The organism is Massilioclostridium coli, from assembly GCF_900095865.1.
In the GTDB taxonomy this organism is placed as follows: Bacteria; Bacillota; Clostridia; order Oscillospirales; family Ruminococcaceae; genus Massilioclostridium; species Massilioclostridium facile.
Genome location: NZ_FMIZ01000006.1, coordinates 700611 through 725468, shown reverse-complemented (window position 1 = coordinate 725468; position 24858 = coordinate 700611). Strand labels below are relative to the sequence as shown.

The window sequence follows — 24858 nt, the reverse complement described above, 5'->3', positions numbered from 1 at the left end:
AAGTATAAGTTCCTATTTTATTACAAAATTGGCTTCAACACTAAATTGGTAAATTTATCAATCTCTACTTTCATTTTATCTTCCAAGCCTATATTAATTCCATTTCTGATTGATAAATAGTTCCTTAGGCCGCAAATTTTTTAGACCTGATACAGATAATCCCATAAAAGAAACCGGGACGATTTTTAAAGAATCGTCCCGGTTTCTACATTTATAATTTTTATGATAGGATACTTCTAAATCTAAATCATAAATTAATACTATTTTATGATAATAGTACTGTTATCATCTGACGCAGCTGTAATTTGGTCATAATTACCGCCGTTGCTAATTGTAGTTGTGTGTCCATTAAAGGCAGCAGCATAAATCTCAGTGAAATTTTCTGGTACATCAAAAGTAACACCGGACAGTGTTGCTGTTGCATCATATGGATAGGAGTTTGGGTTGGAACGGTTCCCTACAACAAGTGCTGCCATTGGAACTTCGTTTCCACTTCCCCAATTTGCATCATTATATTTGCCACCATCCTGATATTCTGCTGTACAAGTTAGAGTACTATTTGTGATATTTACGGTTCCGCAACGGTTAATAACTGCCTGACGGTCAGCGGTAATTTTAGAATTTTCGATATTCAATGTTCCAGGGATATTGAATAAGATTGCCGCAGTATCATGGTCACTTCTTTCCGCGACCAAGGTGGAGTTTTTAACGTTGATGGTTATATTGTGACCTGTTTGATTGTTGCTGGCATTAGTAGAAATACAATAGTTGTCATTGGTTTTAATCTCAGAATCAATGACATTGAGGGTCGCTTTATTGACGCCATTACTTACCAAAAGAGGGCTGGCCCCAGCTGGAGTTGTCATTGCAACGTTTTTAAGTGTTAATTCAGAATCTTCTTGCAAAGCAATTGCAACTTGGCTACCTTGTTCTGGAGTAGCTGTATAATTAAGGGTTCCATTTTCCATTGTTAAAGACTGACCTTGTTGCAGTATGGTTGACCCTCCCTCATTGATAGTAAGAGTTTGACCATTCAGATTGAGTTCAGGGGATTTTGTTGCTTCAATTGTATCTGCGGAAACCTCTACATCCCCAGTTAACACAACTGATTTTCCCGCTTGTAAAGCTGTTGTTAAATCTTCTGTTGAACTAACTGCTGAATACGCATTTTCAAAAGCTTCTTTTGCACTTGTAAAGCCATCTTTTTGGATCGCGTGTGCTGTAAATGTTAAATTGACACCATCTTTTAAACTACCATCTGGATTTAACATACCATCATTATCCAGTGCAGCATCATATGTAACTTTATTGTCCTTTAAAACAGGGAATGTTTTTGGGTCTGCATCTTTTGCTACCTCTCGGTAATAAACTTTGGTAGCTCCTACATTCCAACCTTCTAATTCTGTCCAACCTTCCGCAATAGTATAATCTACGAGACCATCCGTATTATCTGTTACGATAGCGTAAACATAGGAAGGCACGGTATTATTTACAGTAATGATTGGGTCTTTGGCTTGTTCGGTTCCAGGGATAATATTATAGTCGCTTCCAGTGGTTTCACTTAAGGTTACCAAAACCTTATTGGTGTTAAAGTTATTTATTACATCATCTGTGGTTCCTTGCAAATAAGCATAGGTTCCTCCACCCAGTACCATCGCTGCTGCCAATGCAACCGCCAGCCCAGTGGTTACTACTTTTTTCTTACTAATTTTCATAATTGCTATTCCTTTCAACATCTTCATTTTTTACTACAATACATGAAGTTTTATTATCATTTCTGACAATAAATAGTATAATAATTTATTTTGCTGTTACAGTCCATTTATCATTGGATTTCGTCACATTATAATGTTCTGTATCCACATAATCGGATGGATCTACATTAAAGGTTCCACCGGTAATCACCAGGATATCTGTTGCCGGAACATTTCCAGAAACTTCAACCAGTTTTCCACCTGGAGCAACATTAAAATTGCCTCCCTTTACCTCAATTTTTTGAGTGTAACCGCTTTGAGATTTGATATAAAAGAGACGACCATCCGCATTAAAAGTACCATCATTAATAGTAGTAATAGTAGGTACTCTCTGAGAACCCCAGGAAAGGTAAATACACTCTCCAGAACCATCGCCTTCCTTAGTTGCGTTAAAGGTTCCGCCATTAATCTCCACACTTCCAATGATATCTGCCACAACACTGGCATTTCCTTTGCCTTCAAAGGTACCACCGTTGATAACAACACCCACCGTTTCACTACTTCTCTGGAGCTGACAGTAAACTACCGCATTATCATGACGATATTTACCACTCTCGATAGTAATAGTTGGCTGCCATGCAGTAACAGCCCCTATTTGCCGCATACCACCACCAGGCAGTTTTACCAATTCACTATCAATACTATACCCACCATTATTATTAGGGTCTCTTAACACAAGGTTTACAGAAGGGCCTCCATTGGTGGTAGTACCATTTTCAAATGCACCACTAAAAGTTTTCCCATTAAAATCAATGCTAGAGTCTTTCAAAATTCCCAACTGAATACCATCTTCAACTGTAATGTTATCCTGTAAAATGATGTTTCCACCATTCTGCTGAAGCATCTCCTTCAAATCAGCAGCAGAGGAAACAAACGTTGGCATTTGCTTATAAGCATCCACTGCATTTGCAAACGGTTCGGATTGAATTGCACGTGCTTTGAAGGTCAACGCAACACCATCTTTCAATGCGTCTCCTTCCATCATATCACTATTTCCTAGTGCTGCGTCATAAGTAACGCTATCCCCTGCTAATACAGAAAATGTTTTAGTTTCTGCGTTTGCCGCTACCTCACGGTAATAAATATTGTCATACCCATCCAGTTTTGTCCAACCATCCGCAATGGCATAACTAACCAACCCTTCTGTGGCATCTGTAATTTCTACATATACATAAGAATCCACCGTATTGTCAACGGTTACTTTTGGGTCTTTTTCCTGTGTTGTACCAGGGATAATATTATAATCATTTCCGGTAGTTTCGTTCAGTTCTACCAGAACCTTATTGGTGTTAAAATTGTTTACTACATCCTTTGTGGTTCCTTGCAAATAAGCATAGGTTCCTCCACCCAGTACCATTGCCGCCGTCAGTGCAACCGCCAGCCCAGTGGCTACTACTTTTTTCTTATTAATTTTCATGTCGTTTTTATTCCTTTCTAATACTGCAATTAATGGATTGTAAATTGAAAAGAATCCAATGCTTCTTCATACACGGATACATATGGGGACAGCGCTTCTTGTGTAGCGGCAATCTGTTCGCCGTTTACAAAGAAAGTACAGTTTTCAACATCCACTGTTGTGTTAATCGCCCGGATTGACATAAAATATTGCTTGTTTCCTGTGGTTTGGTTTGCCTCAATTCGGCAGTCTTTAAAGGTAAATACACCGCCGCTAGCACCGGTTGCACTAGGATTTCCATCTGCGTTATCTACAACAACTGTCGCAAAATCGTTCCATCCATCCTCATTATATCCTTTGTCATTTAACCCAATTAAAGTACAATTCTCAAAGGTTGCTTTCATATTTGGTGTATGTATATTCATTGCCGCCCAACCCTGGATCGTTGTATTTTTACAGTTAATTTCCACATTTTCATTTCCAAATGCGAAATTAAATGCGTAATAGCTTGCTGACAGGGATGAATCCTCAATATTAATGGTTACATTTTTGGATTGACCAACGGATATTCCGCGGGTATAGGCTCCTGTAGTAGGCCCTACCAGATCCACGTCCTTAATATTAATCGTAGTTGGCTCTGTTTGATCGGTAATGCTAATAATGCGATTGTTGTCTTTTTGTGGAGAATTGGTTGGAGCAGTTAGTTTATGCCCATTCCCAATAATATTCACTTCACCAGAAGCATTCAAGTATGCGTTGTCTAAGGCAATATCCGTTGTTAAAACAGCTGTCTTGCCTTCTTGTAAAGCTGTTGTTAAATCCGTAGAGGTATCCACTGTTGTGTATGCGGTTTCAAAAGCAGCTTCTGGGCTAGCAAATCCATCTTTCTGGATTGCATGCGCTGTAAATGTCAGGTTTAAACCATCTTTTAAAGTTCCATCTGGATTGACCATATCGCTATTTTCCAATGCAGCATCATAGGCAACTTTATCTCCCGCCAGTACAGAAAATTCTTTTGCTGCTGCGTCTTTTGTTACTTCACGATAATACACTTTTGTATGTTCGCCATCCCAGCCGTTTAACAGAGTCCATCCATCTGCGATGTCATATTTTACTAGACCATTGGTGTTATCTGTTACAATCGCGTAAACATAGGAATCTACAGTATTGTCAACGGTTACTTTTGGGTCTTTCGCTTGTTCTGTTCCAGGAATAATATTATAATTACTTCCGGTCTTTTCTTCCAGAGTTACCAGAACCTTATTGGTGTTGAAGTTGTTGACTACATCCTTTGTAGTGCCCTGCAAATAAGCGTAGGTCCCTCCACCCAACGCCATCGCTGCTGCAAGCATAACAGCTGCTCCAGTAACGATTATGCTTTTCTTATTCCGTTTCATCTTTGGTACTCCTCTCAAAATATTAATCCGCTACTACAGTATACCAAGTTCCTTTGGTATCTGTGGATTTGTCTACATGATAGCCTTCTGCTACAAAATTTGTATTTTCTCCCTCTACTGTACAATTGGATGGATCAAATTCAAAAAATTTGCCGCCCTTTACAATGATATTGGCAATCCCATCTTTATAATTTGCATCTTTACAGTTTAATGTCCATTTTGGAGTTTTACAAATAAAGGTTCCGCCATTAATTTCAATGGTTCCTGTCTCACAATAGATTAAGTCATATTGTGCATCGTTACCATTTACTTGTTCATTTGTATAAGTACCGTTATTGATAATTAATTTGGCAAACTGGTTAGTAGTCGATACTGCCATATGGTATCCATCTGCGTCATTAGAAACACCACTAACAGTACCCTCCCCATCAAGGGTTAATGTTGTATTGGTTCCTACCTGGAATACACCCCAGTTTGATGTATTTTTGCTATTCCCCAATACTTTTCCATTCAAATCTACTGTAACATTGCCTTTGTTGGACATCTTTGTAACAGTGGCAAAATCAATATTATCTTGAACAATAAGATTATGCGCTCCGTTTTCAATAGCGGATTCAAAGCTCTCCTCACTATTTGGCATCTCTACTCGATAAGCATCTTCAGGATTATAAAATGGTGCCTTTTGGATAGCGCTTGCCTTAAAAGTAATGGTCTCACCTGTTTTTAATTTTCCAGTTGTCCACATCATATCGCTATTTTCAAGAGCTGCGTCATAGGAGACTTTGTTATCTTTTAACACATAAAATTCTTGTGGGCTATCCGATGCCTCGATTTCACGATAATACACTTTTGTAAATTGGGTTGTGTATTTTTCAAGTGGTAACCAGCCATCTACAATCTCATAGTCCACTAAGTCCGCTACCTCATTCGCCAATTTTACTTCTACATATACATAGGAGGGCACCGTAGCATTCACTGTCACTTTTGGGTCTTTTTCTTGTGTTGTACCAGGGATAATTTCATAATCATTCCCTGTGGTTTCTTCCAAATCTACCAGAACTTTATTAGTATGAAAGTTGTTTACTACATCGTTTGTGGTACCCTGTAAGTAAGCGAATGTTCCTCCGCCTATCAGAAGCGTTGCTGCCAGCGTTATCGCAAGGCCAGTAGTAATCACCTTTTTCTTGCTCGATTTCATCGTTTTACGCTCCTTTCAATGTCTTATTTTTGTTGTACCGTATACCAAGTAGCACCACCGTCTGGATTAGAAGTTATGGTATAGCCTTCTGGAACAAAGTTTGTATGTGCGCCTTCGGCCTCATTATCGGCAGGGTTAAAGTTTTTAAATGTACCACCTGTGACAGTAATTTTAGCAGTACCATTTAATCTGTTAGTATCATAACAGTTTAAAGTAAATCTCTCATCTTTGCTTGAACCTAATTGTTGTATAGAGAAAGTACCACCTTGTACTGTCAATTCTCCTTGATAGATATATGCTACCGAAATATTTCCAATAAAAGTACCGTTTTCAATGGTACATTTACTTCCATCTTGGACATCTACCACATAACAGTCGTTTTCTTTTGTTTTTACTGTTCCATTTCCTGTAATGGTAAGATTACCACCTTGTTTTACTGAGAAAATTGACCAGTTATTTCCTACGTAAATATCATCGGTATTTGTTATGGTTTTGCCGTTCAGGTTAATAGTAATATCTTTATTCTTCACTGCTATTGGCTTGGCAGAACTAGCTCCGCTGGCTTTTGCCAAAGTAATATCATTTGCCAGTACAACTACATCTCCGTCTTTCGCATTTTCAATCGCTGCTTCCAGCTCAGATGGTGTTGAGGCAATATAGTCAGCATCTATGCATAAATAGGCTGATGCAGCGTTTTCAAACGGTTTGGATTGGATTGCATGTGCTTTGAAAGTCAGTGCAACGTCATCTTTCGCCATATCACTATTTTCCAGTGCTGCATCATAGGTAACGCTATCCCCTGCCAATACAGAAAATGTTTTGGTTTCTGCGTTTGCCGCTACTTCACGATAATAAATATTGTCATATCCATCCAGTTTTGTCCAACCATCCGCAATGGTATAGTCAACCAATCCGTCTGTGGCATCTGTAATTTCTACATACACATAAGAGTCTACGGTATTGTCTACCGTCACTTTTGGGTCTTTGGATTGTGTTGTACCAGGAATAATTTCATAATCATTTCCTGTGGTTTCTTTCAACTCTACCAGAACTTTATTGGTATGAAAGTTGTTTACTACATCCTTTGTGGAACCCTGTAAATAAGCATAAGTTCCTCCACCCAATACCATAATCGCTGCAAGCATGATAGCTGCTCCAGTAACAACTATACTTTTCTTGCGATTTTTCATCGTTTACTCCTCCATTTTTGTCTGTTCATCACTTGAAACAATTGTGTGAATCTTTCTTGCGTGTCCACATTAGGCCACCCACTATCCCAGAAGCTCCAAGCAACATAGCAGCAAGGTACCATCCAATCTGGTTGCTATCTCCTGTTGGAGGTTTGGAAGGAACATTGGGCTCCGATTCGGATGGTTCTGTTGGTTGGGATGGCTCCGTTTGGCTCTCCCCTGTAAAGGTATTCACACAGGTTACCGAAAGTGAGGTCACATAAGCAGTAGTACCCTTTACCGTCTGTGTATATAGACCAATAGTGAGGCAAACACAGATTGCCAGTAGAAAAAACGATTTGAAAAGTAAAAGATGCTTTTCTTTTTTCGTCATTTATGTACCCCTCCTTCTTTCCAAATTATTTGCGACATCATGCAATTGGTGGAACCGTTATAGTAACATCGCCCAATCCAAACTGTTTTACAGCAAGATCTGTCGCGGTAGCTACATCAATGTTAGCAGTTTGTACAGCAAATGCTGTCACGCACAATTTTCTTTCGCCTAAGCTCTCAATATCTGCTTTTGTCAATTCTGGGGAAATAGTAACTGTCGTAAAAATCGGTTTTAATGCGATATCTTCTGTTGATTCCAGAGCGTTTACCTTTGTGCTATACGCGTAAACAGTATTACCGCCTGATTCTGCTACCTTCAACCATGCGTCTGTAGCGTAGTTCATGGTAAATTTATCGTTTAGGCCATTTTCTACTAACAGGAACACATAACATTCTTCACTACCTTTTAGCACCGTTGGAGTTGGATCTTTATCCAGCACAGCACCGGCAACATATTTGTAGTTATTAGCGTTTACCCGCTTTGCATCTTCCCCTGTTACTTTTTTGCCGTTCGTGTCAACAAATGCCTCATCTAATTTAATAGAAATCGCACCTCCCGCAAAGGTGTTTACCACCGGTTCACTGGTGGAAGACAGCCAGGATAGTGTTGGCATAACTGTGAGCATTACAATTACAGCAAGCAGTACACTGGTGAGCATGAACTTTTGACTTTTCCGCATTTTTTTATTCTCCTTTCGGTAAAATTTATTTTCATATGGCAAAATAGGAACTAGTTTACCATACTAAAACCAAATATTACGATTCTGAAACATTATGATCCGATGACAATACACTGTTATCTTTTTCCGAATCTATTTTTTTCTTTGTATTTTTTCTGGCGACAATATCCCAAACCAAAGAAAGGATAAACAGTATAGCAATTGCTCCAATCACAAAGGGACGATTTTCATCAGCGGTTAAAAAACGCATTGGCTTGCCAAGCCATGGAATGCCAAATGCAACCTTACCTACTGTGTTTCCCCATAATACAGGCGCCGCGTCTTCTGTGTTGTTCGCATCGCCTTTTGTGATAAAGGTTTTATCTGTATGATTGATATCAACTACACGGTGTGTTACAAGTATACCATCTTCATTGAGTACATAGGTGATTACATCGCCTACCTGTATTTTTTCTGGTTCGATTTTTTGTACAACAACTAATGTATCCACTGGATATTGAGGGGACATACTGGGGCTATCAACCGAAAACATATTCCAGCCCAGCAGTTTAATTACTACAAATAGGATTGCTATAATTACCACTATTGCTGTAATAAATGTGGATAAAAAATCACCTGTTATTTTTAAAGCATTTTTTATTTTAGGATTCATTTTTTGTACCGTTCTCCTTTAAATATAAAAAAACGTACAGCTATAAGGATAGCTATCCCTATAGCTGTACGTTATATAGCAATAAAAACCATTTGGGCAACACAAAATAGACAGAAGTTACCTCTGTCTGTCTGTCTGTCTGTCTGTCTGTCTGTCTGTCTGTCTGTCTGTCTGTCTGTCTGTCTGTCTGTCTGTCTGTCTGTCTGTCTGTCTGTCTGTTAAAATCATGCTCTTCATTTTCATAAAAATCAAGACCTTATATGTAAATTATTGAATTTTTATATACATAATTTTACACGTCTAGTATATCATACCTTGGTAACTTTTTCAATAAGATCTCAAGTATTTACAGATTATTACAGGAAAATATGACAATTTTCTTGTATTTCTCCATAAATGAGGACATAATACAATGAAACATAATTTATAATTGTAATTGAAATTATTTTACCAAAACAAAAAGACGCAGATATAATAATCCACGCCTTTTGCCAGCCTGTTTACCCTTATTCTTGTGGTAAGTTGGTTTTAATATAAAGTTCATCCAGCTGTTTCTGGTCTACTTCTGCTGGACATTGAGTCATCAATTCACTTGCGTTCTGTACTTTTGGGAACGCGATTACATCACGAATACTTGGTTTGTTCAACATCAACATGACCAGACGGTCCAGACCATATGCCATACCGCCATGTGGTGGAGCGCCATACTGGAACGCATTAATCAGGAAGCCAAACCGTTCTTGTGCTTCTTCTTCCGAGAAACCAAGTGCCTGGAACATCTTCTTCTGCAATTCAGGGTTGTTAATACGGATAGACCCTCCCCCAACTTCACAGCCATTCAATACCATATCATAAGCTTTCGCATGGCAATGAGCTGGATCGGTCAGTAGCTTGTCCACATCTTCGTCCGCAACTGCAGTAAATGGGTGATGTTTTGCCACGTAACGGTCCTCTTCTTCATCGTATTCAAACAGTGGGAAATCGGTTACCCACAGCAAGTCAAAGCTATTTTCTGGAATCAGTTCCAGTTTTTCCGCCAGATGACAACGTAAAGCTCCCAAAGAATCATATACAACACTGTTAGATGGGTCGGCTACAATCAGGATGATATCCCCTGTTTCTGCCCCCATTGCCTGACGGATGGCTGTTTTCTCTTCCGCACTCAGGAACTTCTCATAACTCGAACTCCCTTCCTCGGTATTCAAACGAGTATAGGCCAATCCTTTCGCACGGTAGGTTTTCACATATTCCACCAGTTTGTCGATTTCTTTACGGGAAAGCTTTTCCGCCCCGCCTTTCACATTGATACCACGTACACTACCAGTGGATAAAGCGCCAGCAAACACTTTAAACTCAGTATTCTGTAATAGGTTGGACAAGTCCACTAGTTCCATGCCAAAACGGGTATCCGGTTTATCGGAACCATAACGGTTCATAGCTTCCTCATATGGAATACGACGGAACGGGGTTTGGATATCAATATCCATAATACGTTTAAACACATATTTCATAAACCCTTCGTTTATAGCAATCACATCATCTACATCCACAAAGCTCATTTCCAGGTCAATCTGAGTAAACTCAGGCTGACGGTCCGCACGTAAGTCCTCATCACGGAAGCAGCGGGCAATCTGCATGTAACGGTCAAAACCGGCAAGCATAGTAAGCTGTTTGTAAAGCTGTGGGGACTGTGGCAGAGCATAAAATGCCCCTGGATGCACACGAGATGGCACCAAATAGTCACGGGCTCCCTCTGGGGTGGATTTGATTAAAATTGGGGTTTCAATCTCGATAAACCCGTTTTCATCATAGTAATCCCGGGCAGCTTTTACGATTTTATGGCGCATCATCAAGGTGTGCTGCATTGGCGCACGGCGCAAATCCAGGTAACGGTATTTTAACCGCAGTTCTTCATTTACCTTTGTTTCATCGGTAATTTCAAATGGTGGAACCTCTGCTTCGGACAGGACACGCAAATCCGAAACAAAAACCTCAATATCCCCAGTTGGAATCTCTTTGTTTTTGCTTTCCCTCTCCCGGATGTTCCCCTTTGCCATTACGACAAATTCTGAACGGCACCCAGCCGCTTTTTCAAATACTGCACGGTCTGTGGCATCATCAAAGGCCAACTGCACAATACCGGTGCGGTCACGTAGATCCAAAAAAATCAGATTTCCTAAATTGCGGCGTTTTTGTACAAAACCGCATACCACTACTTCATCGCCAACTGCTGCGTTAACTACTTCTACACAATAATGGGTCCGTTTTAACCCTTTCATCGTATCCATTGATTCCATTCTCCTTTTGTTCAACAATCTTTCCCCAGTATTCTACCGGTTATATTAAAATGAAATATCTTCATCGCCTATTTGGTCGCTTAAATCTTTCAACTGTTTTTCATACACCACATTTGGTAAATCCTTAAACTCTACCTGCTGTACGCTGCCATCTTCCATGTCTTTTACTTTAGCAGAACAACTTTGGATCTCATCATCCCCCAATACGCAGGAAAGTTTTGCACCAATTTTGTCCGCATATTTCATTTGGGCTTTTAGGCTTCTTCCCACAGTATCGGTTTCGGCATAAAATCCTTCTTTTCTCAACAAATAAACCAGCTGGGTTGCTTTTAGCTGGGCTGCCTGTCCAATGGTAGCAATAAAAAGATCGCAGGTATTTGGTTCCGGAATTTCAATTCCCTGTGCTTCCAATACCATCAGCAGACGTTCCAGACCCATACCAAATCCCAAAGCAGGAGTTGGTTTTCCACCCATGGTTTCCACCAAAGTATCATAGCGTCCGCCACCGCACACGGTGCTTTGTGCTCCCAAATCATTGGAAACAAATTCAAATACGGTACGGCTGTAATAATCCAAGCCACGTACAATATTTGGATTCACAGTAAACGGAATCCCCATTGCGGTCAAGCTCTGTTGTACCTGTTGAAAATGTTCTGCACAGTCCTCACAAATATAATCCAATACTTTTGGTGCGTTTTTCGTGATCTCTTTACAACTTTCTACTTTACAATCCAAAATACGCATTGGATTTTTTTCCAAACGCTCTTTACAAGTATCACACAACTGGTCAATATTCTCATAAAAATACTGCTTTAATGCTTCTTGATATTTTTTGCGGCATTCCGGGCATCCAATGGAATTGATCTGCAATTCCAGATTTTTGATCCCTAAAGTATCAAAAATTTCATACGCAACACTAATCACTTCCGCATCTGCGCTTGGTAAAGCGGAACCAAACATCTCAATCCCAAACTGATGGAATTCCTTAAAACGTCCTGCTTGTGGACGTTCGTTCCGAAAACAGCTCAGTATATAACAAAGCTTTAATGGAAGAGCATCGTTGATAATTCCTGTTTCCAATACAGAACGGACCGTACCAGCAGTACCTTCTGGACGAAGGGAAAGGGAACGCCCTCCCCTATCCTCAAAAGTAAACATCTCTTTTTGTACTACATCGGTGGTATCCCCAACCGAACGCTGGAACAACTCAGTATGTTCAAAGGTAGGTACTCTAATCTCACGGAAACCAAACATACCTGCCGCTTCCAAAACCAGATTTTCAATAAATTGCCATTTATAGCTATCCTTTGGAAGGATATCCTGGGTTCCCCTTGGTGCTTTGGTCAAAAGTTTCATTCCTGTCATCCTTTCACTTTACAATCTTAATATTTTCCATAAAACCAATGTTTTTAACGAAATTCTTTCTTTTTATCATAGCAGATTCCCCACAATAGTACAACTATTTTTGTTCTATTTGTAAACCTCCTTTGAATGAAACCGAACATTGGTATAACAGCACTAGCTACAATAATATATAATATTTTTTGATTCTTATAAGACAATTCAGTTTCTATTACGGTACTATTTGATTCATGTGTCCTTATGGTATACCGCAATAAAAAATAATATCCCCGTCCACCAAGGGACGAGGATAATTCCACGTGTTGCCACCCAAATTTATGCAGCACAAAAAATAGCTTTTTTGCTACACCTTCCATTTCTTTAACGCAGAAATTACGGTTTTGCTTTTTTTCACAAAACAGCTCTAGGGTGTCTTCTACAGGGCAGGAAAAATGGCTTTCAGCAACTGCCATTCTCTCTGGGCTTCCTGGGGAGCTGTATACTCTTCCCTTTCAGCGCATTATTATCATATCGAATTTTATTGTGGATTTACAATATTTCTCCAGTCTAAATCACCGCGTTCCAAACCGTGGATGAGCACCTCCGCAGTTGCGATATTAGTTGCTAACGGAATGTTGTGCACGTCACAAAGGCGGAGCATATCCATTTCGTTTACCTCTCTGGTTTTATCTGCTAAAGCATCGCGGAAAAACAACAGCAGGTCAATTTCATCATAAGCGATACGGGCAGAAATCTGTTGGTCTCCCCCTTGTTTACCACTTAAAAAACGTTGGATGCTTAGACCTGTCGCCTCAGAAACCAACTTTCCGGTTGTGCCAGTAGCGCACAGATTATGCCGGCTTAATACGCCGCAGTACGCAATACAAAACTGTACCATTAGTTCTTTTTTGGAGTCGTGCGCAATTAACGCGATATTCATATAACTCTCCCCTTATATTAAATTAATCGGATAAAACTTTATTGTACTACCAACGGTGTGTGTTCGCCTGTTAACCGCTTGGCTATTGCTTGAAACGTCCGTTCAGATAAACTGCCAGTGCTTAATGGAAGCCCTTTTGCTGTACTGTACCAAATATCCTGCTGGTCTTTTACCACACCTAGCAACTGGACACCTACACCATCGATCACCGCATCCAAATCCGGTACCATATCCTTTTTTAACGCTTCTTTGGAAACTTTGTTAATAATCAGTCGAAGTTCCGCCGCTTTATTTTTCCGCAATACAGCTGCTACAATAGCTGCGTCACGGACGCAAATTGGGTCAGGAGTAACTAAAAGTAAAATTGTATCAGATACTGTAGCCAATGCATCTGTTAAGCCATAGCCCGCTGTTGTATCAATAATTACAAAATCATATTTGGTTTTTAATGCGGAACAAATGGCAGAAACCTCTTCTTTAGTAGGGAATCGTTCAAATTGTGAAGGTGCATTGATTAATGAAAGATTTTTACAATCTGGTACATAGTTTACAGCGTCTTTTATACTACACCTGCCATGTAGGATATCATTAAAATCATAAACAGAATCTGAAACGCCTAACATGATATCCAAGCCACGGAGGCCACAATCCAGCTCTAAAATCACAGTGGCCTTCCCTTTCGCTGCTAATGCTCTACCTAACAAGCAGCTAAAGGAGGATTTTCCAACCCCACCTTTTCCAGATGTCACTGAGATTACCTTACTCATGGTTCCTCCTATTGCCTAGTTCTCCATTTTGCTATCTTACTATAATTCTACATGATTTCAGGATAAAAATCTATATTTTTATCACAACTTAATGTATTTTTGTTTGTTGTTACAAAAAGCAAATTTTTAACACTTAAATTACTGTTCAATTATAACATGTATGAATTCTGAAAATCAACGTTTTTTATTACAATAAACGGAATTTCGTACAGGTTACATAGAATTATTTTCTATTTTTTGTACTATTTATCCATTCGATTTTTCCATATTATCATGCAAATTATCCAATTTTTGTTAAATTAACTATTTTGATGTTCCTGTTGCCACTGCTGGGCGGACTGTTTACTTGCCTCATATGCTTGAATCACTGGTACCACCATATCTTTGGCATAAGATATTCCATCACCCCGTTCGATTACTACCGCAATCGCAATTTCGGGTTGTTCTGCTGGATAAAAAGCAACTGCTGCAGAGTCATATACTGTTTTTGTTCTTTGAGGAGTACCAGTTTTAATGGCAATATTCATTCCATTCATCTCTGGGTACTTGGTACTAACAGATTCCATCCCTTTGGTTGTTTCTTCAAAGGCGTTATTTTTATCCTCCAGCTGGTTCATGATCTGTTTTTCTGTTTGTTTTACTGTTTCAGAACCATCAAATTTATCCACTTGTTTGATAATATGGGTATTATAACGAATCCCTTTGTTTGCGATAGTCGCCATCTGGGTTGCCATCTGGACTGGGGTAACATAGGTTTCCATCTGTCCAATCGCACTCTGCATCGCGTCACCGATACCATTCCATGGAATACCCAATTTTTCTGCGGTTTCTTTGGAAGTAATCCTACCAGTGGCATTGCTCAGCTCCAGACCAATGTCAGTCCCCAGCCCCAAAGCATTGGAATATTCGGTAATTTTATGCTCATCGATTTCCTGTAATGATTTACCTACATTATAAAAATAAATATTACAAGATACCTTTAAAGCATCATATAAATTCAAATAGCCATGCCTGCTTAAACAGTTAAACGGTGTACGGCTGGTATCACCAGGTAAATACATTGTTTTGGTACAATTAAACGGCTTAGAAGTTCCCGTCATAATTCCTTCACTAACTCCTGCGACTGCCATAGCCGTTTTATAGGTGGAACCTGGACGATAAATCTCTTTAAAAGACCGGTTCAGCATTGGTTTTTTCGGATCGGCATTTAAGGTGTCATAATTTTCACTCATGGTATTCAGATCATAGCCTGGATAACTCACGGACGCCAATATACTGTTATCACTGGTATCCAGAACCACAACGGAACCTCCAGTGATTGCACTGTGTTGGGATAATCTTTGATAAAATTGGTCTTGAATTTGTTTCTGTAAGACAGAATCTATGGTTAATACGACGTTATTTCCAGGTTTTGCTTCTTCTTCCATGTATTGATTCACAACGGTTCCATCTGCGTCTTTTTCCAAAATCATGACGCCGTCAGTGCCTTTTAGGTCGGATTCCATCAAAGCTTCTATCCCCGTACGACCAATATCATCATCCATGTTATATCCTTCAATATCCTTATATCCGGTAACCCCTGATTCTTCGTCCCCTTCCCAGTCCTCTTTCAACATAGGACCAATGTTTCCTAAAATATGAGGTGCCAAAGTTCCATCTACATATCCTCTGGTATAGGTTTCGCTGATTTCTACACCTGGGATTTCATTCTGCATTTCAATCAGTTGTGCAGCAAATGTTTTATCCACATTTTCCGCAAAGGTATATGGATTGCGGTCAGAAAAATTTTCTACTTCCATCATACAACGGATTGCCACAATGGTTCTAGTATCCTGTTCGTTGTAACCAGTAATTTCAAATTTTTCTATGGCATTATCCATACATTGTTGGGCTGTACCGTAATCTTGCATTTTGAGCATTGATTTTAGTTTTTCAATCTCAGAGTCCATCCCATCTTTAAACTGATATTCTCCATTGACAGGTTGTTCTGTAATAGGGAACTCATCCCTCCAGGCTGCACCCTGTTTCTGGAACAGCTGGGTTAAACGGAGGATAACCTCGTTCTCCTTGCCCTCTGGCAAGCTTCCACGGTTTAACTGAATGTTTAACACCAGTGAATTGGTTACTAACGGTCTGCCGTAACGATCCAGGATTTCACCTCGAGCTGCCTCTACATTGGTACGAATCAAGTTATTACTGTCCGCTTTTACCGCGTTTTCTTCCCCATGTACTACCTGGATATTCATCAGCTTGATAGAAGCAAAAATAACCGCAACCATCAATATTGCGGATAATACAAGCAGACGCACTTTCTCTTTTCTTTTTGGTTTTTCTGAAGTTGCCATACTGGCTGACCTCCCTTCTTACCAAGAGCTATCCTCTTCTGCAACCGGATAAATTTTTCTTCTGATTTTTTGCATAATTAAGAAGAAAATCGGACTAAACAACAAGCTGTATCCAATTGTAGGAAGGATATTCCTTACCAATAATAGACCCATATGGGAATAACCCCAAATGAGATAACCGAAAACAAAATCAATCAAAAAATAAATTACCAATGTACCCAAACAAAACAAAATATTGTTAATTACATTGGATTTTACCAAATACATGACCAACAACGAGATGGTGACACAACAAACCATCAAGATAATGACAGAAGTACCAAACAGCCGGGATGTTGCACTATCCCATAAACATCCTGCCACAATACCAATAGCAGCTGCGGAACGCTCATGTTCCAACATGGCAATCGCCACAGCATAGGGCAAAACAAAAACCGGACGCACTCCCATAATCTCTAAAAACCCTGGTGTAGTCTGTAGAATAAACAGGAAAAACAGGATTACAATATAAATCACCCATTTTAATACCGACCGGGTGGATTTTTTCATGCTCAGCCCTCCCCAGACGATGTATTGGCAGAAGAATTGGTGCCATCCGGTGTGGACACACCCTGCCCTGTAAAGCTTTTGATGACAAGGACATCATTTACTTTTTCAATATCCACCATTGGTTCAATTTCAGCATAAGCGGAAATCCCATTTTCCTGAACGGAAATTTTCTGAACAGTACCAATTTGTAAACTTGCTGGGAACACCCCGCTGGATCCGGCAGTAGTAACAATGCTACCCTCTTCAATTTTGGTTTCTTTATCCAAATGGAGCATCTGGCACATTCCCTGTTCCGCTAAAGAAATCTCCCCATTTACAACCCCCGCACTTTGGGTTGTTACCTCATAAGCACTGATATATAACTCTGGGTTTAATATAGTAATGACATGGGAATAGGTCAACGCAACTGAATCCACCTGTCCTACTAAGCCTTGGGATGTCATAACAACATCCCCCACTTCAATTCCGTTCAACGAACCTTTGTTGATCTGGAAAGAACAGAATGGGTCGCTAGCATCCCGTGAAATTACATTAGCTGGTTCCAAATCATAATCCGGGTTTATCTCTTTAATATCCGCAATTTCTTTCAGCTGATCATTTTCTGCTTTAATTTTTTCATAATCAATCAGTTTTTCATTCAAATCTGTAATTTGCTGTTTCAGTTCTTCATTTTCTTTTTTGTATTCGTTCGCATTAACCAATGGGTCAGTTAAACTGCTAAACCCGTTAGAAATGGTAGACGCTAGACTTTTAAAAGGAGAAGCAATCACGCCAATCAGTTGGGATGGCGAGGATATGTTCCCAGTTGAGGCCTCATATAAAATAAATGCCAAAAAAACAGCAATAACCCCTAACAATATTTTAAAAATGGCACTTTTAAAAAATTCTCTCAATGGTTTTTACACCCCCAAAGTTGGATGTCCATACGGTTGTTGTCAATTCCACTAATAGCGGATAAGACCGAGCTCAACCTGTATGTTAAGCCCAGTCTTATCAGATTGTATTTGTTAAGTTCCACCCGTTGTATTAAAAACGGTCCTCTGTTAAAACATCAGCCAGTTTATCGATGTTTTCCAATACCTTACCTGTACCTTCCGCTACGCAGTCCAATGGGCTTTCCGCAATATGCACAGGCATGCCTGTTTCTTGGGAAATCAAACGATCCAGCCCTCTCAGCAAAGCGCCGCCACCAGTTAGCATAATCCCCTGGTCAATAATATCCGCAGCCAACTCTGGTGGGGTTTTTTCCAATGTTACTTTTACTGCATCAATCACACTGGATAACGCATCCCCCAGCGCTTCCCGAATTTCCACAGAAGAAATTTCGATATTTTCTGGCAGACCGTTCAATAAGTTTCTACCTTTGATCTCCATTGTTTCTTCTGTTTCCAGAGGGAAAGCGGAACCAATATTCATTTTGATATTTTCTGCTGTACGTTCCCCGATTAGCAGATTATATTTCTTTTTAATATACTGGATAATCGCATTGTCAAATGCGTCCCCGCCAACACGGACGGATTTTGCAGCTACAATACCACCTAAGGAAATTACTGCTACTTCACTGGTACCACCGCCAATATCTACTACCATATTACCGGTAGGTTCTTCTACTGGCAAGCCCGCACCAATTGCCGCTGCCATAGGTTCTTCAATAATCGCAACTTTTTTCGCGCCAGCCCGTTCTGTCGCTTCTTTTACTGCCCTTCTTTCTACAGCAGTAACGCCGGATGGGATGCAGATGATAACACGTGGCTTCGCCAAAAATGTTTTGTTCAACGCTTTTTTGATAAATTGTTCCAACATGCTGGTGGTGATGTCAAAATCAGCGATAACGCCGTCTTTTAATGGACGGACTGCTGTGATGGAACCAGGGGTTCTACCGATTACTTGTTTTGCTTCTAATCCCACAAATTTTACAATGTCTGTTCTGGTATCCACAGCAACAACGGAAGGCTCCCGGATAATAATCCCTTTGCCTTTCATAAATACCAGTGTGTTCGCGGTTCCCAAGTCAATACCAATGTCCTTTGAAAATGCTCCCATGTTACAAACTCCTCCTATATTGAAAAAAACTGAACGTTTTAATAGCAAAAATAACGCAATAGACTACAAGTTCTTTTAACTTTTTCATTATAACCCTAAATCGGCTTTTTCTCAACGTTTTTCGTAAAATTTCACTTTCTATTCACAAAAAGATTTAATTCCCGACTCAGTTTTGAAACAGGCAGGCCAACCACGTTATAATAATCCCCATTGATTTTCTTTACCAACAGGCATCCCTGGCCTTGGATGCCGTATCCGCCGGCTTTATCAAAGGGTTCGTTGGTGTCAATATAATCTTTGATTTCCTGCTCGGTCAGCTGGTAAAAGGTCACTTCGGTTATTTCAGAAAAACTGGCTGTTTTATCTCCCTGTATCATAGCTACTCCAGTGATTACTTTATGAGTATTCCCCGAAAGCCTACTTAGCATCTCAAAAGCATGTTGTTTATTTTCAGGTTTTCCCAGCACTTCCCCATCCAGGATGACAACGGTATCGCAACCAACAACCAGCTCATCCGGATGTTCTTGGGCAACCTGGTCCGCTTTTGCCCTTGCCAAGCGCTCTGCAAAGTATTCTACTGGTTTTTGTGCCACCAGGCTTTCGTCCACTCCAGATGGAATAATTTTCACATCTTTGCAAATTCTTTGAATTAATTCTTTTCTTCTTGGCGATTTTGAAGCTAAAATCATAATATGTCTTCCTTTTCTATGGTTTATCCATGATAATACATTTTATTTTTTCTATAAAACACCCCGGTAATACAATCCTTTTGTAATAGGCAGCTCTATTTTTTGTTTTTGTAAAAAGTTTTGAACCATTTCCCTACTCTGCTCCGGTGTTTCCAGCGTAATTTTTAATGTAAAAAACGAGATATTGGTAAAATCATCAATTCGGTCGGCTATCCACAAACAATCGCTGTTATAAATTTCACTATATCCATCCGAACACGCTACCCGGAACCGTTTTCCTTTTCGGTCGGTCAGCCAGGATTGTCGTTTACATTGCCTACAGGTTTTCTGGTTCTTAATTGGGCAGTTTCTGGTCAACATCAACGGCAGGTATCCTCCAGCAAGGATACCACATGGCAGGCTGCTTTTCAAAATTTTCATCTGTTTTGCCGTCAATTCCGGGGATACCACACAATCCTGGAACCCCCATTCTTCCAGCTGGGCAATACTCATGGAATTGGCAATATTCAAACCAAACCCGCCATGCAGCCGATACCCCAGTTGTTTTCCAATCTGAATCTGTGCTAGGTTTTGTACCAATAAATCTTCAATCCCTTGCTGTTTTAATATTTCCAGTTGCTGAATTACTTGTTGCTCTATTCCAAACATCGCTCTTGGAGGAATTACAACTAACTTTTGTTTCCATGGAGCAAGTTTAGTTATATACTTGGATAATTCCTCCAATTTTAAACCAATCCATTCAAATTGATCCATAAATTCCAGTGGAATTTGATCGAACCGTTCAAATTCTACCCTTAGACTAGTGATTTTAGGAGGGGTAAGAGGGATTTTGCTCTCTTTTATCGGAAAAAACGTTTTCGGATGGATAGCGGAACGTTTCTGCTCCAGTTGTTGTACTGCCTCACGCCGCATCCCGTTTAAAACAGAAACTGGTAAACTTAACCCATCCTCCAACTCTGCCTGAAACTGTTTTAAATAAAAAGCTGTCCCACCCAGTTTTCCCAAGCTGGACTGGAGCTTTTCCTCTGTTAGGGCAACATGTTTCGCTGTTTCCGGAACTACCCCAGAAACATGTGCTTGATTTCCATCTTGATCCCATAGGGTAAGTTGGGATGGACAATCTGATTTTAGTTGAAACTTCATCCAAACTGGAATCCTTGCAGTGGGCTTTTGATAGGTATTCTCCAGTTGTTTTAACAGCTTAGCCGAAGCTGCTGTCACATCTTCTTTGCTCCGCACACCAAACATTTGGGGAGAAAGTTTTTGATCTAAATAACCATCTGTAAACCCACTGCGAGAAAATACGGATTGTAACACTTCCATATTGGGTTGGTTTCCATCCACAACTGCTTTACAAGCGGATACCGCTGCTGCCACATATTCCGGCCGTTTCATTCTGCCTTCAATTTTTAAGGAATAAACCCCCGCATCCAGCAGTTCTGGAATCCGTTGCACTGCACTCAAATCTTTCAAAGAAAGGTCACACCTACCCGGCGCTCCTGCTGAAAAAGGCAGACGACAAGGCTGGGCACACATGCCACGGTTGGCACTGCGCCCTCCTAACATCCCGCTCATATAACATTGCCCAGAAACACACATACACAGTGCCCCATGGACAAACGCTTCCAATTCAATTCCGGCTTTCGCCACATTCCGGATTTCTTCCAGGCTCATTTCCCGAGATAATACCACACGGGAAAAGCCCTGTTCTTTTAAAAATTCCGCTCCTTTCCGGGTATGGATACTCATTTGGGTGGAACCATGCAGCCTCAACTCCGGGGCAACCTGTTTTACTAGGGAGGCAACGCCAATATCCTGTACAATCACCGCATCTAACCCCAATTCACAGGCTTGTTGTAGGGTTTCAATTACCTGCTTCCGTTCCTCATCAAACGCTATCGTATTTAACGTCAAATATACTTTTGCCCCATTCAAGTGGCAATATTCTACGGTTTCTTTTAATTGGGAATAATCAAAATTTTTCGCGTTTCTTCTTGCGTTTAACGCTTTCATCCCCAGATAAATGCTGTCGGCACCATTGTTCAAGGCGGCTCTCACACAGTCCGGCTGGCCTGCGGGAGCTAAGAGTTCATAACGGCTTGGTATGATTCTGGTCAATTTTATCCCTCAATGTATAAATTTCTAATTCTGTTTGCAACTTTTCAATAGTTTGCTGGTATTCATCCAGTTTCCTTTGGCAGTATTCCAGCTGGCGCTGGGATTCTGCTGCCTCATCCACATAGTTTTTGATCTGCATTCTGATATTATCAATATTGGAGCTGGATTTTACCCTCTCATCCAAAATATCCAATGCTACCAATATTGCCGCATCTGGAAGGGAAATTAAACGGTCTACACTGAACACGTCTTCCAACCGTTTATCCAACTTCCTTGCCAATTCTTTCATATATTCTGGATCGTCCTGGGTGCGTAATACATAACGTTTCCCGCCAATAAACACTTCCACACGATTATATTCCATTTTTGAGACTTCCTTTCCCATGGTTTTATCTGTATAAGGCTGGTATATTGCGGCTTATACTCCTACTTATGAGTGCTGCGCTCTATTTTATTGCCACAATCCAAAAATTTGACTGACTACCTCCGAAAAATACAGATTTCTGTTAATTTTATTATACAGCAATATACAAAATAAAAAAAGATATTTTGTTGGTTTTTTCAAAATAATCTACACATCTGATGAACATTTTAAATTTTTCTATGACAAACGTAAATTGTTTTCAACCCGCCGTAATTTCATTGATTTTTGGGCAATTTAGAGATATAATAATTATTATGTGAATACCTTTTAATATAAAATCATGAGGAGGACACGCATGAATACTTATTCTACCGATTATTTAAAAAATCAAATTGAAGAAAATATTGCGATGTTACATGAAACTACGGATACTGCCTCCAACCAGACTTTTTATAAAGCAGCAGCCAAAACAGTTAATGATATTTTAATAGAACGCTCAAAACACTTTCAGGCACAAGCTGCTTCTAAAGGAGTAAAACAGGTAAACTACCTGAGTATGGAATTTTTAATGGGGCGTTCCCTAAAAAATAGCTTATATAACCTTGGTTTAGTAGACCAGTTTGAAAAGATTATGAAAGACTATGATGTTAATCTAACCGACCTTTATGAATGTGAACCAGATGCAGGTTTAGGGAATGGTGGTCTGGGAAGATTGGCGGCATGTTATTTGGATGGCTTTGCCACCCAAGGGTACAACGCCTATGGTTATTCCATCCTATACGAATTTGGTATTTTCCAACAAAAAATCGTGGATGGATGGCAGACAGAACTCCCGGACAACTGGCTTCCAGGGGGACGGGTATGGCTTCACGCCAAACCAGAACTAGCTGTAGATGTTCATTTTGGCGGTTATATTGATGAATTCTGGGACAATGGCTACCACTTTACTAGTCATAAAAATTATACCACCGTAAAAGCAGTACCATATGATATGTATGTATCCGGTTACAACAGCCCAGCTGTAGCAATCCTTCGCTTATGGAAAGCGGAAAGCCCTGCTTTTGATATGGAATCCTTTAACCGTGGAGATTACACCCATGCCTTAAGCCAAAGTATGACCGCTGAGGCAATTTCTAAAGTCCTGTATCCAAATGACAACCACACTCAGGGAAAAATGCTCCGCTTACGCCAACAGTATTTCCTGTGTGCCGCTTCGGTAGCAGATATTACTAACCGCCACATGCGGGAATACGGTACTTTGGATAACTTTGCGGAAAAGAACACCATCCATATCAATGACACCCATCCAACCTTGGCAATTCCTGAGTTGATGCGGATTTTATTAGATGAATGTGGTTATGGTTGGGATCACGCCTGGAAGATTGTTACCAAAACCTTTAATTATACCAACCATACTGTGATGAAAGAAGCCTTGGAAGTATGGAATGAAGATATTTTTAAAGAAATCCTTCCACGCATTTACCAGATTGTCGCAGAAATTAACCGCCGATTTGTGGAAGAGATGAATCAGCAGTTTGCTTGGGACACCATGCGGATTGAACGGATGGCAATTGTTTCAAACCATCAAGTACGTATGGCAAACCTTTGCGTATACGCTTCTAACAAGGTAAATGGGGTTTCCAAACTGCACAGTGAAATCATCAAACAAAATGTATTCCACGAATTTTACGATTTGTATCCCGCTAAATTTACCAATGTCACCAACGGTATCGCATATCGCAGATGGCTGTTGCAATCCAATCCATGGCTGACCAATCTGTTAAAATCCACCATTGGGGATGGATTCTTACAGGATGCTTCCCAACTGAAAAAATTTGAAAAATACGCAACCGATAAAAAAGTGCATAAACAGTTGGCAGAAGCAAAACTCTCTGCAAAAAAAGCGTTGGCGTCCTATATGAAAAAGACACAGGGCATTGAAATGAATGTAAATTCTATGTTTGATGTACAAGTAAAACGAATGCACGAATACAAACGCCAACACCTGAACGCCTTAAATATTATTACCGACTACCTCTATCTGAAAGAGAATCCAAACGCTGATTTTGTCCCAAAAACTTATATTTTTGGCGCGAAAGCAGCTCCAGGTTACTATATGGCAAAACAGATTATTAAACTGCTTTGCTGCCTAGCGGAGGAGATTAAAAAGGACCCTGTGATCAGCAAAAAGTTGAGTGTGGTTTATCTGGAAAACTACAGCGTTACTTTATCCGAATATATTATGCCTGCCAGTGAAGTGAGCGAACAAATTTCCCTCGCCGGTACAGAAGCAAGCGGAACTGGTAACATGAAATTTATGTTAAACGGCGCTGTTACCCTAGGGACAATGGATGGGGCGAATGTAGAAATCTGTGAACGAGTTGGCAACGACAATATCGTTATCTTCGGTATGGATGCGGAACAGGTAGAAACAACCAAAGAAATGGGTTATGCTCCAATTGAGTATTACAACAACAACCCGGATATCAAACGTGCGATTGACTTTATTGAAAGTGGCGTAGCTGGTTCCACCTTCCCTGATATTGCGAACTCCTTAAAATGGAATGACCCTTATATGGTTTTGGCTGACTTTGACTCCTACCGCAAAGCGCAGGCAAAAATCAGTGAATTATACCAAAAACCTGATGTATGGTATACTATGGCTGCAATGAATATTGCGAACGCAGGCTACTTCTCAGCTGACCGCTCAGTAAAAGATTATGCAACCGGCATCTGGGAATTGGAATAGCAACAAATGATAACAAT

At 40.1% G+C, this 24858-nt stretch carries 20 protein-coding genes and 1 other annotated feature; of the genes, 1 reads left to right on the top strand and 19 read right to left on the bottom strand.

The annotated features are described in order from the left end of the window. Positions 1-260 precede the first annotated feature (260 nt). From BQ2683_RS05360 to BQ2683_RS05265, 19 genes are all read right to left on the bottom strand, one after another. A complete protein-coding gene (locus BQ2683_RS05360; protein WP_069987892.1) occupies positions 261-1715 on the bottom strand; it encodes a hypothetical protein in 1455 nt (484 codons plus the stop codon). A gap of 85 nt (positions 1716-1800) precedes the next feature. Beyond that, positions 1801-3171 carry a hypothetical protein gene (locus BQ2683_RS05355; RefSeq protein ID WP_069987890.1) on the bottom strand — a complete coding sequence of 457 codons (1371 nt, stop codon included), beginning with the start codon at positions 3169-3171 and terminating at the stop codon, positions 1801-1803. Between the two features lie 29 nt (positions 3172-3200). Beyond that, positions 3201-4547: a hypothetical protein gene (locus tag BQ2683_RS05350; protein WP_069987888.1), complete on the bottom strand. Its 1347-nt coding sequence runs from the start codon at positions 4545-4547 to the stop codon at positions 3201-3203. A gap of 22 nt (positions 4548-4569) precedes the next feature. Beyond that, positions 4570-5745 carry a hypothetical protein gene (locus BQ2683_RS05345; protein WP_069987885.1) on the bottom strand — a complete coding sequence of 392 codons (1176 nt, stop codon included), beginning with the start codon at positions 5743-5745 and terminating at the stop codon, positions 4570-4572. Between the two features lie 23 nt (positions 5746-5768). Further along, positions 5769-6935: a hypothetical protein gene (locus BQ2683_RS05340; protein ID WP_069987882.1), complete on the bottom strand. Its 1167-nt coding sequence runs from the start codon at positions 6933-6935 to the stop codon at positions 5769-5771. 410 nt (positions 6936-7345) lie between these two features. Then, entirely contained in the window at positions 7346-7987 is a 642-nt protein-coding gene (locus tag BQ2683_RS05330) for a hypothetical protein (RefSeq protein WP_069987875.1), read from the bottom strand. Positions 7988-8063: 76 nt separating this feature from the next. Beyond that, a complete protein-coding gene (locus BQ2683_RS05325; protein ID WP_069987872.1) occupies positions 8064-8639 on the bottom strand; it encodes a signal peptidase I in 576 nt (191 codons plus the stop codon). A 117-nt stretch (positions 8640-8756) separates the two neighbouring features. After that, a complete protein-coding gene (locus BQ2683_RS13730) occupies positions 8757-8882 on the bottom strand; it encodes a hypothetical protein (RefSeq protein ID WP_268873766.1) in 126 nt (41 codons plus the stop codon). A gap of 263 nt (positions 8883-9145) precedes the next feature. Further along, positions 9146-10927 (bottom strand): aspartate--tRNA ligase, encoded by a 1782-nt coding sequence (gene aspS / locus BQ2683_RS05320; protein WP_069987869.1) that lies wholly within the window; start codon positions 10925-10927, stop codon positions 9146-9148. A 54-nt stretch (positions 10928-10981) separates the two neighbouring features. Further along, positions 10982-12292 carry a histidine--tRNA ligase gene (hisS, locus tag BQ2683_RS05315; RefSeq protein ID WP_069987866.1) on the bottom strand — a complete coding sequence of 437 codons (1311 nt, stop codon included), beginning with the start codon at positions 12290-12292 and terminating at the stop codon, positions 10982-10984. A 282-nt stretch (positions 12293-12574) separates the two neighbouring features. Next, positions 12575-12802 (bottom strand) — a binding site (T-box leader). Positions 12803-12815: 13 nt separating this feature from the next. Further along, positions 12816-13217 (bottom strand): methylglyoxal synthase, encoded by a 402-nt coding sequence (locus tag BQ2683_RS05305; protein ID WP_069987861.1) that lies wholly within the window; start codon positions 13215-13217, stop codon positions 12816-12818. 38 nt (positions 13218-13255) lie between these two features. After that, a complete protein-coding gene (locus tag BQ2683_RS05300; protein WP_069987858.1) occupies positions 13256-13984 on the bottom strand; it encodes a nucleotide-binding protein in 729 nt (242 codons plus the stop codon). A 299-nt stretch (positions 13985-14283) separates the two neighbouring features. Continuing rightward, positions 14284-16329 carry a peptidoglycan D,D-transpeptidase FtsI family protein gene (locus BQ2683_RS05295; protein WP_069987857.1) on the bottom strand — a complete coding sequence of 682 codons (2046 nt, stop codon included), beginning with the start codon at positions 16327-16329 and terminating at the stop codon, positions 14284-14286. Between the two features lie 18 nt (positions 16330-16347). Continuing rightward, on the bottom strand, positions 16348-16878 hold the full coding sequence (mreD, locus tag BQ2683_RS05290) for a rod shape-determining protein MreD (protein ID WP_069987855.1): 531 nt from the start codon (positions 16876-16878) through the stop codon (positions 16348-16350). Between the two features lie 2 nt (positions 16879-16880). Continuing rightward, positions 16881-17771 carry a rod shape-determining protein MreC gene (gene mreC, locus BQ2683_RS05285; RefSeq protein ID WP_069987851.1) on the bottom strand — a complete coding sequence of 297 codons (891 nt, stop codon included), beginning with the start codon at positions 17769-17771 and terminating at the stop codon, positions 16881-16883. A gap of 133 nt (positions 17772-17904) precedes the next feature. Beyond that, positions 17905-18921, bottom strand: coding sequence for a rod shape-determining protein (locus tag BQ2683_RS05280; protein WP_069987838.1), 1017 nt, complete (start codon positions 18919-18921; stop codon positions 17905-17907). A 131-nt stretch (positions 18922-19052) separates the two neighbouring features. Then, a complete protein-coding gene (locus tag BQ2683_RS05275) occupies positions 19053-19610 on the bottom strand; it encodes a Maf family protein (protein ID WP_069987835.1) in 558 nt (185 codons plus the stop codon). A gap of 51 nt (positions 19611-19661) precedes the next feature. Further along, complete coding sequence (locus BQ2683_RS05270; protein WP_083256385.1) at positions 19662-21728, bottom strand: U32 family peptidase; 2067 nt, start codon at positions 21726-21728, stop codon at positions 19662-19664. Beyond that, positions 21700-22092, bottom strand: a complete 393-nt coding sequence (locus BQ2683_RS05265) for a cell division protein ZapA (RefSeq protein ID WP_069987831.1) — start codon at positions 22090-22092, stop codon at positions 21700-21702. Before BQ2683_RS05265 ends, BQ2683_RS05270 begins: the two co-directional genes overlap by 29 nt. A gap of 355 nt (positions 22093-22447) precedes the next feature. Here BQ2683_RS05265 and BQ2683_RS05260 point away from each other — a divergent pair, with 355 nt between their 5' ends. Further along, positions 22448-24841: a glycogen/starch/alpha-glucan phosphorylase gene (locus BQ2683_RS05260; protein ID WP_069987829.1), complete on the top strand. Its 2394-nt coding sequence runs from the start codon at positions 22448-22450 to the stop codon at positions 24839-24841. Positions 24842-24858 lie beyond the last annotated feature (17 nt).